General features: G+C 54.9%; 15 protein-coding genes. 9 read left to right on the plus strand and 6 right to left on the minus strand.

The annotated features are described in order from the left end of the window. The 3 genes from VGK48_26720 to VGK48_26730 form a co-directional block, all read left to right on the plus strand. On the plus strand, positions 1 to 224 hold a 224-nt coding region (locus VGK48_26720; GenBank protein HEY2384785.1), incomplete at its 5' end, for a motility protein A. Further along, complete coding sequence (locus VGK48_26725) at positions 224 to 1,042, plus strand: flagellar motor protein MotB (protein HEY2384786.1); 819 nt, start codon at positions 224 to 226, stop codon at positions 1,040 to 1,042. The genes VGK48_26720 and VGK48_26725, both read left to right, overlap by 1 nt. A 5-nt stretch (positions 1,043 to 1,047) precedes the next feature. Beyond that, positions 1,048 to 1,182 carry a hypothetical protein gene (locus tag VGK48_26730; protein ID HEY2384787.1) on the plus strand — a complete coding sequence of 45 codons (135 nt, stop codon included), beginning with the start codon at positions 1,048 to 1,050 and terminating at the stop codon, positions 1,180 to 1,182. On the opposite strand, the gene VGK48_26735 is transcribed toward VGK48_26730, so the two are convergent. After that, on the minus strand, positions 1,179 to 1,709 hold the full coding sequence (locus VGK48_26735; GenBank protein ID HEY2384788.1) for a cysteine dioxygenase family protein: 531 nt from the start codon (positions 1,707 to 1,709) through the stop codon (positions 1,179 to 1,181). The two genes, VGK48_26730 and VGK48_26735, sit on opposite strands and share 4 nt — an antisense overlap. Before the next feature lie 50 nt (positions 1,710 to 1,759). Between VGK48_26735 and VGK48_26740 the strand changes: the two genes are divergently transcribed. Together VGK48_26740 and VGK48_26745 are read left to right on the plus strand one after the other, a co-directional pair. Beyond that, entirely contained in the window at positions 1,760 to 2,431 is a 672-nt protein-coding gene (locus VGK48_26740) for a class I SAM-dependent methyltransferase (GenBank protein HEY2384789.1), read from the plus strand. Beyond that, on the plus strand, positions 2,422 to 3,426 hold the full coding sequence (locus VGK48_26745) for a hypothetical protein (GenBank protein HEY2384790.1): 1,005 nt from the start codon (positions 2,422 to 2,424) through the stop codon (positions 3,424 to 3,426). The genes VGK48_26740 and VGK48_26745 overlap by 10 nt, the downstream gene beginning before the upstream one ends. A gap of 7 nt (positions 3,427 to 3,433) precedes the next feature. Here VGK48_26745 and VGK48_26750 read toward each other — a convergent pair whose 3' ends face one another. The 4 genes from VGK48_26750 to rpsU form a co-directional block, all read right to left on the minus strand. Continuing rightward, positions 3,434 to 3,811, minus strand: coding sequence for a helix-turn-helix transcriptional regulator (locus VGK48_26750; protein HEY2384791.1), 378 nt, complete (start codon positions 3,809 to 3,811; stop codon positions 3,434 to 3,436). Between the two features lie 180 nt (positions 3,812 to 3,991). Further along, positions 3,992 to 4,984 carry a hypothetical protein gene (locus VGK48_26755; protein ID HEY2384792.1) on the minus strand — a complete coding sequence of 331 codons (993 nt, stop codon included), beginning with the start codon at positions 4,982 to 4,984 and terminating at the stop codon, positions 3,992 to 3,994. Between the two features lie 11 nt (positions 4,985 to 4,995). Next, the gene (locus VGK48_26760) at positions 4,996 to 7,830 is read right to left on the minus strand and encodes an FAD-linked oxidase C-terminal domain-containing protein (protein ID HEY2384793.1); all 2,835 of its coding nucleotides are present in this window, start codon (positions 7,828 to 7,830) and stop codon (positions 4,996 to 4,998) included. 139 nt (positions 7,831 to 7,969) lie between these two features. Then, on the minus strand, positions 7,970 to 8,170 hold the full coding sequence (gene rpsU / locus VGK48_26765; GenBank protein HEY2384794.1) for a 30S ribosomal protein S21: 201 nt from the start codon (positions 8,168 to 8,170) through the stop codon (positions 7,970 to 7,972). 150 nt (positions 8,171 to 8,320) lie between these two features. On the opposite strand from rpsU, the gene VGK48_26770 reads away from it, so the two are divergent. After that, the gene (locus VGK48_26770) at positions 8,321 to 8,860 is read left to right on the plus strand and encodes a hypothetical protein (protein HEY2384795.1); all 540 of its coding nucleotides are present in this window, start codon (positions 8,321 to 8,323) and stop codon (positions 8,858 to 8,860) included. A gap of 56 nt (positions 8,861 to 8,916) precedes the next feature. Here VGK48_26770 and VGK48_26775 read toward each other — a convergent pair whose 3' ends face one another. Next, the gene (locus tag VGK48_26775) at positions 8,917 to 9,213 is read right to left on the minus strand and encodes a hypothetical protein (GenBank protein HEY2384796.1); all 297 of its coding nucleotides are present in this window, start codon (positions 9,211 to 9,213) and stop codon (positions 8,917 to 8,919) included. Positions 9,214 to 9,326: 113 nt separating this feature from the next. Between VGK48_26775 and VGK48_26780 the strand changes: the two genes are divergently transcribed. The 3 genes from VGK48_26780 (at position 9,327) to VGK48_26790 (ending at position 10,844) form a co-directional block, all read left to right on the plus strand. Continuing rightward, on the plus strand, positions 9,327 to 9,575 hold the full coding sequence (locus VGK48_26780; GenBank protein ID HEY2384797.1) for a hypothetical protein: 249 nt from the start codon (positions 9,327 to 9,329) through the stop codon (positions 9,573 to 9,575). Next, on the plus strand, positions 9,575 to 10,144 hold the full coding sequence (locus VGK48_26785) for a sigma-70 family RNA polymerase sigma factor (protein ID HEY2384798.1): 570 nt from the start codon (positions 9,575 to 9,577) through the stop codon (positions 10,142 to 10,144). Before VGK48_26780 ends, VGK48_26785 begins: the two co-directional genes overlap by 1 nt. A gap of 127 nt (positions 10,145 to 10,271) precedes the next feature. Next, positions 10,272 to 10,844, plus strand: a complete 573-nt coding sequence (locus tag VGK48_26790; GenBank protein HEY2384799.1) for a hypothetical protein — start codon at positions 10,272 to 10,274, stop codon at positions 10,842 to 10,844. Positions 10,845 to 10,870: the final 26 nt, after the last annotated feature.

The following is a 10,870-nucleotide window of genomic DNA, read 5'->3' on the forward strand; positions in this document are numbered from 1 at the left end:
CGGCGAACATCTTCTTTCTTCCGGCGGCCGCCAAGCTGAAATTCAAGGGCCGGAAAAAAATGATCATCAAGGAAATGATGCTCGAAGGTACGCTCGGCATCCTGGAAGGCCAGAATCCTCGCTTGATCGAAAGCAAGCTCACGTCGTTCCTGGACGAACAATACCAGAAGTTGCGCGCCGATCAGGTCGCGCGTAAAGCCGGCGCCAGGAAAGCGGCCGCATAATGGTTCGCCGAAAGAAACCCGCCGAACGCGTCAACCATGAACGCTGGATCGTCTCGTACGCAGACTTCATCACGCTCCTGTTTGCGTTTTTTGTGGTCCTGTTCGCCGCTTCGAACTCGGACCAGAAGAAAACCGGCCAGGTCGCCAACGCCGTGCAGGTCGCATTCAAGCAGATGGGAGTCTTCTCGCCGTCAGGCAAGGTCGTCCCGCTGTACGACGACGGCGTCCTCCCTGCCGACACCAAGACCATTATCGGTAACGACCATGGGGTACTCGATGCCGCTCAGTTCATTGCCACCGGCAAGCCGGATGAACCCGGCAGGAAGGACCTGGCGGACATCCGCTCTCAGCTCGAAGTGAAACTGAAAGAAGAACTGGCGAGCCGGAGCGTAAGAATGTCCGAAAATTCGCGCGGCTTGACTATCAGTCTTGCTGAAACAGGATTCTTCGATCCCGGTTCCGCGGTGATGCCTGCAAACGGCCTCGCGGCGATCGACCGTATCGCTTCCACGTTGCGGCCGATGAATTTCAGTGTTCGTGTCGAGGGCCATACCGACAATACGCCGATTCATACCGCTCAATTCCCTTCGAATTGGGAACTATCGACGCGGCGCGCGACGTTTCTTCTGCAGTATCTGATTTCGACGGGAAGCATCCCGCCGGAGCGGCTCTCCGCAGCCGGATATGCAGAGTATCGTCCGGTTGCGTCCAACGACACACCCGAAGGCCGCGCCGCCAACCGGCGCGTCGATCTGGTTGTCCTCGGAGCGGGATCTCTCAAACTCGAACCCCAAACGCCGCCGGCCGCAGTAAAATAGGATTCATGAAATGCGACATCTGCCCGGACGACGACGGCAAAGGCATCCATTACCATGCTTTTATCGACGGCAAACATCACTGGGTCTGCGAACCCTGCAAGAAAAAGCTGAAAATCGAAACTGAACACATCGACGATTAGATACCGTCGGCGAGGGTGAAGACCCTCGCATAACTGCGCGGGTATAACTCGTGTCCAGGTTGCTGGACGGAATACAGGAAGCTGTTTTCCAGCGGACCCAGGTAAAAATGAAGCGAAATCATCGGAGCCGAACCCTGAAGGTTCGACACCTGATGGATTTCAGTTGTCTGTATGCTCAGAACCGATCCCGGCTTGAAATCCTCGGCATAGTCCGCGCGGATGTGGCCATTCGGCGTCTTCTTGTAATTGTCTGCAGAAAGAACGCCCTCGACCGTGTATACGGTACAAATCGAATTCGCATGGTCGTGAATCGGGCTGCGCTGGCCGGGCCGCCAGCATAAAACCAGGCACTCGAAATCCTCGCATTTATAGACCAGGTTGCGTGCGTACCGTTCTTCCGTAAAGTGAATGTGGGGCTGGATGTCCGAGCGTTGGACCTTCAGATCGGCGATGAACCGCCGGAGCTCCGGCAATCGCATTTCCCCGGCTTTGTGCTTTAGTTCGTCGATCGCGCTGACGAGATCCATCACTTCTACCTTAAGATTGTCGCCAGCAAGGAATCAAGTGGGAGTGAGCTGTGGCACCGGATCTGCAACTGGAGTACTGGAATCGAATTGGGCCCACCAAAGAATTTGCCCATCCCGTGAATGTTCCCAGACTGCGGCAATGGCTCGCGTCCGGAAGCTGCATCCTCGATTATGGCTGCGGCTACGGCCGTGCGCTGGGTATCTTGCAGGCGAGCGGCTACTCGAACCTGCTCGGCCTGGATCCGGCGCCGGCAATGGTTGCGGCCGCGCGGGAACGTTATCCGGGAATCTCTGTTGATGTGCTGGACGATTTCCGATGCATTCCGATGGCGGATGCGTCTGTGGATGCCGTGCTGCTATTCGCTGTGCTTACTTGCGTGCCGGACAACGATGCGGAACGCGCTATCGTTCGAGAGATCACGCGCGTCCTGCGGCCTTCGGGCCTCCTTTATATAAGCGATATGTGGCTCCAGACGGACGAACGCAATCTGGATCGCTATCGGCGCGACGAGGAGAAATACAGTACGTACGGCATTTTTGATCTGGCCGATGGAGTTACTGTCCGTCATCATGATCGTCTGTGGATTGAATCGTTGTTGAGCTGCTATGAATCTATGGCTCTGGATGAAATTGACGCGCAAACTATGAATGGCCACTCCGCATCCATCTTTCAATGGTTCGGCCGTCGGCCTGCAATGAACGAGGTGCCTCGATGCGGCTGAAAATCGGTGTTGCGATGGTTCTCGCGTTATTCTTTGCCCTCTTTCTCCATGTTGTGCCTGCGGCGGAGACTCTGCCGGCAGAACTTGCGGATGCGGATTACTGGAAGATGGTCTCCGGTTTTTCCGAGCCAGACGGCTACTTTCAGTACGAGATCGTCACATCGAATGAAAGTTCGTATCAGGCAGTTCTGCCGGACTTGATGAAAACGCCGAGATCCGGCGGCGCCTATCTTGGTGTCGGTCCCGAGCAGAATTTCACCTACATCGCCGCCCTTCAACCGAAGATTGCATTCATCATCGACATCCGGCGGGACATGATGCTGGAACATCTGATGTACAAGGCGGTGTTCGAGATGTCGGCAAATCGGGTTGAATTCCTGTCGAACCTGTTTTCACGGAAACGGCCTGCGCAATTGACCAGCGAAACTCCGGTCCGGACATTGTTTCAGGCTTATGCCGCCGTGCCTGCGGACCCTGTCCTCGCCGACGAACATTTAAAGGAAATCATGACCCGTTTGAAGAACGGCCATCATTTCCCGCTGACTCCCGAAGATGAAAGCCGCATTCGAATGATGTATCTGGATTTCCTTCGCGAGGGTGTCATCACATTTGACTCCAGCTTTAGGAGCCCGGGGTATGCGGCGTTGATGACCATGACCGACAGTCAGGGCAAGAACTGGAGTTATCTTGCGGCGAACGAATCTTACGAACGCGTTCGCGCCATGCATCAGAAGAATTTGATCGTTCCTTTGGTCGGCGATTTCGCCGGGCCGAAAACGATTCGAACAGTGGGACAATATCTGAAAGATCACGGTGCCACGGTTAATGTTTTTTACATTTCGAATGTCGAGGACTACATTCGTGCGTGGCCCGATTACAACGGCAATGTCGCATCGCTTCCGATCGACTCATCCAGCATGTTTATACGCTGGTCGCCCAGCTTCACCACATCGCTGGCATCGATGGCCAACTTCGTTCGAAGCGATCGCCGGTGAGGCAACGCTAGGCGTGGCCTTTGGGAGTCCACTTTCGAATGAATCCCCACTTGCCGCTGAGCGCGTTCGCAACCCTCAGCGAAGTTGCCACGGATTCCTGTAACAGCCGGAGCCCATCGGCTTCCATCTGATAAAACCGCTTTGACCGGCCGCGTGGTTCTTTTCTGGGATCGGTCAGGCGCGATGAAACCAGCCCTTTTCTTTCCAGCCGATCCAGCGTTACGTACAGCGAACCGAAATTGATCCGTTTTTCGGCGAGCCTGCAGACTTCGTCGTAGATAGGCACGCCGTAGGCGCCCTTCCCGATCGTCATGATCGCCGTGAGGATCAGTTGCTCGAATTGCCCGAGGGTTTCGCGCGTGAGTACTTGCCGCTCCGACGCCATATAATTGTCTCTCCCATGGATTGCCCGGTGGGGCGACGCTAACGGTACTCAGCGACTACGTCAAGAGAAAATTGTTTATCGTTAACTTCTTTATGAAACCTTAAGCCCGATCGGCTTTCACGCTTTCACGCCGCTCCCGCGCAGGTACAGCAGGATTCCGCATTCGGCTCGAAAGAAGGGCTATCCCATCAGGCACTTGATGACCTGGTAACCGACCACGGCGCTGAAGGGGAATACCCCCATCGTATAGTGGCCGCAGGGGAGCCAGATGGCTTCGTAGGGAAGCTGCAAACGCTTGAACTCGTCGAGGGCCAGTTGGGATAACTCGGGCAGAAATGTCATGTCGTAGCGGCCGGACAAGGTGAGGAAGCGGCGCCGATCGTTCTTCAGGCGTTTGATGAAGGGATATGGGCTGATCGGCGACCAGAGAAAGCGAAGTTGTTCCAGGTCGATTCCTTGCTCAAGCCCCGCCCGGACGTGTTTCGTTGAGAGGCCCTTCCACACGACGTCGGCAAAGTAGCTCGAAACATGGATAAAGGCGCCGGTCGAGAATCGCTCGTCATGAACGAAGGCCAGAAATCCGATGCAGGATCCGACGCTGGTGCCGACAATTCCGATGCGCCGGTATCCCCGGTCCAGGAGCCAGTCGGCGGCGCGGCGGGTATCGAGAACGGCCTGTCGGATTGCAGCGATGGTTCTGCCGATGTTCGGCGAGACAACGTACTCCGCACGTTCGAGGTGGGGCGGTTTCCGATAGTGATGATATGGCAGGCTCAAGCGCAGCGATGTGATTCCCACGCGCTGCAGCACGCGGCAAAGCTGAATCTGTCCCTCCCACTTGCAGTTCCATTGCGGAAGGACCAGCACCGCCAGGTCCTTGCTTGCTTCGAAGAATCTACCCCAAACCGTGTTATTAACGGGGTACGGCGTCTCGATGGGGCTGGGAAACTGCAGGATTTCCCCGTCAAATCGAAAGTCCGTCCCCGCCTCATACCTGTAGAAGGCGTCGCTATCCTGCAATGCCGTTGAAACATAATTTCGCAGGCTGGCGCCGGAGTTGCCGTTCGGGTTAATTCCAAGATGTTCGGTTCCCCACTCGAAGGGCAGCGTTGTGCGGTTGTTATCCCGGCCGTGCAGGAATACTTCGCGTTGTTCGATGTAGCTTTGAAGCATTGGAATGGCAGCTATAGCGCCTGCACCAGCGCTTCCGCCGGATGGAGCGCCTTTCGGCCGGTGGCATGTTCCACCTGCTGCCGGCAAGAGATACCTGGAGCTACGACGACCGCTCCGGCATTGTTTTCAACTGCAGGAAAAAGGCGCCGCCGCCCGATGGCGATCGAAACGTCGTAGTGTTCTTTCTCATAACCGAACGATCCTGCCATGCCACAGCAACCCGAGTCGATTTCTTCGACGGTGTAGGCCATGGCGAGCGATTCTTTGAGATATCGAGAGCCGATCAACGCCTTTTCGTGGCAATGTCCGTGAACGAGTGCTTTGGGTTCCTGACGTTGGAATTGCAGCGTCCACCGGCCGGCCTCTTTTTCCTTCACGATGAATTCTTCGAGGAGAAACGACGCCTTTCCGACATCCACGGCGTGATGGTTCTTCACAAGATCCGGATATTCATCGCGGAAGGTCAGAATGCAGCTTGGTTCGCAGCCGACGATGGAATAGCCGGCCTCGACAAATGGATGGAGCTGCCTGACGTTGAAGGCGGCATTCGCCCGGGCATCTTCGGCGAGACCCTTCGAAATCATCGGCCTGCCGCAACACTTCCGCTGTTCGAGAATGTGGATTTCGTAACCCGCGGCCTCGAGAAGCCGGGTCGTGGCTTTGCCGATCTCAGGGTAGTTGTAGTTGATAAAGGTATCGTGGAATAGAAGCACTTTTTTTTCCCGGGCCGCAGACGGGCCGCGCTTTGAAAACCACGATTCAAACGTTTCGTTGGCGAACAACGGCAATTTCCGGCGCGCATCGATTCCGGCAAACCGATCCAACGCTCGACGGAAAACGGGATTGGTCAAAGCCCAGTTCACAAGAGATGGAAATATCGACGCGATTTTGCTGGCGGCATGGATATTCGCGAACATCCGCGAGCGAAGCGGCGTTCCGTTCGCCTCGTTGTAATGCGCTAGAAACTCGTACTTGAGTTTCGCCATATCCACATTCGACGGGCACTCCGCCTTGCAGCCCTTGCATTCCAGGCAGAGATCGAGCGCGTCGTATAGTTCCCTGCCGGTAAATTCGTCCGCGGCCAGCTTTCCGGACAGAATTTCGCGCATCAGATTTGCGCGTCCGCGGGTCGAATGTTTGTCTTCAAGCGTCACCATGTACGAGGGACACATGGTGCCTTCGTTCTTCTTACGACAGACGCCGGCGCCGTTGCAGAGTTCGACTGCGGTCGCAAAACCGCCCTCTCGAGAAAAATCGTAGTGCGTGTTGATCGCGATCGTGCGGTATCTGGCGCCATACCGGAGATTCTGATCCATCGGCGGCGCATGCACGATCTTGCCTGGGTTCATCCGGTTTTCCGGATCGAATGCCGCCTTCACATCGCAAAATGCCTTGTAGAGCTGGGGTCCGAAAAGCTTTTTGTTCAGATGGCTCCGCGCCAGTCCGTCGCCGTGCTCGCCGCTCATGCCGCCGCCGAATTCGATGACGAGATCGCTGATTTCATCGCTCATCTCCTTCATGATCTGGATATCGCGGCGATCCTTCGTATTGATCAGAGGTCGAATGTGCAGGCAGCCGACGCTCGCGTGGCCATAGTATCCTGCGGTTGTGTCGTACTTACGGATGACTTCGCGGAATTTGAGGAAGAACTCCGGCAGCTTTGCCGGCTCGACCGCGCAGTCTTCGACGAAGGCGATCGGTTTGCGTTCACCCTTCATGCCCAGCAGCAGGCCGAGGCCGGCTTTTCGAACTTTCCAGATGTTCGTCTGCTGGCCGGGATCGAATGCCCGCAGGTAGGCGTAACCCGACTTCTCGCGTTTGAGGGCGGCTTCCATTGCGTCGAGTTTCGCTTGGAGTTCCGCTTCATTCTCACCGTAGAACTCGACAAGGAGCAGCGCCGCCGGATTTCCTTCGATGAAGCCCATCAAGCGGGAGATTTCCAGGGAGTTGCGCCCGAGGTTGATGATCAGGTCATCGATCAATTCGATGGCCGCAGGTTTGAACGGCAGAATGATCTCGCCGGCTCGAATCGATTCGACGAGATCGGCGAAGTGCACCACGCACAGCGCCGTCGCAGGAGGTCTCGGCTCGATGCGAACTTTCGCCTGGTGTACGGCAGCCAGCGTCCCCTCGGATCCGACCATCATTTTGACGAGATTGAATTTCCCGTTGCGGACGAACTCGTCCAGGTTGTATCCGCTGACGCGGCGCATGATCTTCGGAAATCGGCGGTCAATCTCTTCCCGATTCGCGCTGACGATGTCGGCGATGCGTCCTTCGAGGCCGCCCTTCGCTGCAGCCTGATCGAACTTCAGCTCGCGAAGCGTGCGTCCTTCACCGGATGCAAGTACCACATCCATCTCGAGAACGTGGTCGATCGTCTTGCCGTAAATAATCGAATGAGAGCCGGCGGAATTGTTGCCCATCATGCCGCCGATCGTGGCCCGGTTGGCAGTTGAAGTATCGGGACCGAAGAGATATCCCAGCGGGCGAAGGTGCAGGTTCAACTGTTCCTGAACGACGCCGGGCTCAACGACAGCCCATCGTTCTTCTGTGTTCACCTCGACCACGCGATTGAGGTGTTTCGACATGTCGATGACGACGGCATCGCAGACGGTTTGTCCGGCCAGGCTGGTTCCGGCCCCGCGGGGGAGAACCGGTACTTTGAAGTTGTGCGCGATTTCCATGGCCGCAAACACGTCTTCGTGCGTCTGCGGAATGACTACGCCGATCGGCTCGATTTCATAAATGCTGGCGTCGGTGCTGTACATCAACCGCGAAGCGCGGTCGAAGCGAACCTCGCCCCGGATGCGGCTTTTCAGCGCCTGATAAAGATCTTCATTCATGAAAGTAAGGGAAATCGGGGACTATTGGAGGTCGCATCATCTGACGTTTCTGCACTGCAAATTTGAAATGCAGAAACCTCGAATGATACAACTTCCGATAATCCCCGATTTCCCTTTTTCTACCCTTATGTGGCTGGATCTACTCGACGGGCTCCCGGCGAACCTTTTTGCGGCTCCGCTTGCGCGCAAGCGCCTGTTTGACGCGCTTCTTTTCACCAGGTTTCAGATAAAAGGAGTGCCTTTTGACTTCCTTGACGATGTCTTCCTGTTGAACCTTCCGCTTAAACCGCCGCAGAGCGTTTTCAATCGACTCGCCGTCTTGAATTCGAACCTCTGCCAATCCCTAACACCCCCAATCCAGTTGCGATAGACCGATGATTATTACATACTTCGACAGTTTATGGCGACCTGCCCATTATGTTCCCAGCGTGCCGGAAAACGGCATTGTCCGGCCAAAGATGTGAAGATATGCGCGGTGTGCTGCGGCACCATGCGTGAAGTCGAAATCGACTGCCCTTCGTCCTGTCCCTATCTTAAAACAAGCCGTTCCTATGAGTTAGATAAGCCAATACCGGATGCCGAAGGTGCGGCGAAGATCCAGCGGTTTGGCGATGGCTTCGTTGAGAAATATTACGGGATCCTGGATATGTTGAGCCTGGCAATCATCGAGGAGCGGATGAGTTCCGCCTGGCTTGTCGACCACGACGTCATTGAAGTACTAAAGGCTCTGCATGAGACCTTCAAAACGCTGTCCGGGGGAATTTACTATGAGTCGTTGCCGGACGGGCCGGTTCGCCAGGCGCTCTTCCGGCGTCTCAAGGAGGTGTTAGACGAGTTGATGCGGTCCGATCCAGGCGCCGAACGGATATTGAAGGTATCTGAAGCGCTGGATATCCTGGATTTTCTGACGGCCGTGGCTCAAGTTAATTCGAGCGAGCGTCCGAAGAGCCGCCGGTATCTCGATTGGATTTATGAAAGGTATGCCGCTCAAATCCCGGCGCAGCCATCCAGCGGGTTGATCATTCCGTGATGCAATTGAAAAAATCGAAGTGCGTGACATAAACGCGAATTTGGTGGCGATGTGGGCTATTGCTGATCCAGGTCTTCGACACTGATTTTCAGCGAGCGCAGGAACTTGAGATCCTGTGCTGTGACTTTCAGTTTCATTTCGCCGCTCTTCAGTCCATGTGCGGTTACTTCTTCACCATCGGTCTTTGAGCGTTTGTTGAAACCGATCGTGGCTTCGAGGACGAGAAATACGTCGTATCCCGCGTTACGGACATTCTGGATCGCTTCACTGATCTCTTCGGATTCGGACAACGCGTCATTTATCGCAGCGCCGAGCTCCTTCATCAGCTGCTTCAAATTTTCATCGAGTTGCATTTAAGTCCATCCTACTTACAATGATCGAATCTGGTCAATTCACAATTTACCCGCTTCCTTTGCCTGCCTTGATGGTAGGCTAGCCCTCTATCTCTGAGCACGTTTGTGACCGCGTGAGCCAAAAACTAAAAATCATCTTTGGCGATTTTCTCCGATCGTTACGGCAATTGTGGCTGGAGTTCATCGGCGGAATATTTTTGCTGCTCGGAATCTCCTTCATCCTTGCGGCGATTCAGGAATATCGCCGCTACCTGCACACACCTGAGGTCGGCACAGGACGCTTCCTCATGGTTCTTATCTCTTCCGGGGTCATGATCTTCTTCGCGCTTGAAAGTTTCTGGAAGTCAAGGAAGCCGCGCTAGTGAAAGGTTCGGCATATAGAGCTTATTCCGATCCCGAATTGGTTGCGATGTGTCTGGACGGAGACGTCCGCGCCTGGGAGACGTTGATGTGGCGCTACCGGCGGCTCATCTTTTCCATTCCAACTAAATTCGGCCTGCCCCAGTACGATGCGCTCGATGTTTTTCAAACTGTGTGCCTGAAACTTCTTGAGCACTTGCACGAAGTAAAGGACGATAGAAAGATCAGCACGTGGCTGGCGACCACGACGACCAGGCAGTGCCTTGCGATACTGACCACGAGGCAAAAAGAATTCGGGCAGCAGCCGGAGGTCGACGAACCGCTGGACCCGGCGGGCACGCTTGAAGATATCCGGCTGCTGGCTGAACGATACCAGCAGTTGCGGGATGCAGTAGAGGAACTTCCGGCCCGTTGCCGGTCACTGATAGAAATATTGTATTTGGACGTAAAAAAGTACAATTATGAACAGATTAATGAGAAATTGGGTATTCCGGTTGCTAGTATCGGCCCGATCCGGGCCCGATGTCTGAACCGGTTGCGGAAGATTCTGAATGAGCGGGGTATAAAATAAATTTTCCTGAAGGTGTATTTTTATAGCCCCTCGGCGCTCATTACTATAGAGAGTATGAATCTTGCGGATGTCAAAAATTAGGAGCGAAGGAATGCGACACGTAACTGTTGAGAATATAATTAATTACATGGATGGAAGGGGTACGGATGTCGAGAACTCGACACTCGAAACTCATTTGGCGAGCTGCAAGGACTGTTCAGAGTTAAAGCAGGAATTTCAGAATCTGACGGTTCAGCTTCAGGAAGACGCGTCTTTTGAGCCGCCGGTCGAGGCGGTGGAATGGGGTGTGAACCTCTTCCAGCCGGTGATGAAGCCGGCGAGCGGTGGGCTGCGTAAGATCATAGCTTCGCTGGTTTTTGATACCTTCGACCAGCCGATGCCTGCCGGTGTACGCCGGGTGGGGGCTCCTCCTCGTCAGTTGTTGTTCCGTGCGGGTGATGTGGATGTCGACGTGAAGATCGAATCCATGGAAGCGAACGATCGCATCACTCTTGTGGGACAGGTCTTGTCTAGTGCCACGAAGTTCTTCGATAATACTCCCGTGAAGCTGGAGTCCCACGGGATCGTCCGTTACCGCACACGAACGAATGTGGTCGGTGAGTTCTCGTTCGACGAGGTACCGAAGGATACATATCATCTTTCGGTAGACCTGCCAGAAGGGCAGATCACTCTCTTTTGCGTCCACCGCGGTAACTCCTGAGGAAGCTTTGCGAAATCAGAGGACTT

The organism is Terriglobia bacterium, from assembly GCA_036496425.1.
In the GTDB taxonomy this organism is placed as follows: Bacteria; Acidobacteriota; Terriglobia; order 20CM-2-55-15; family 20CM-2-55-15; genus 20CM-2-55-15.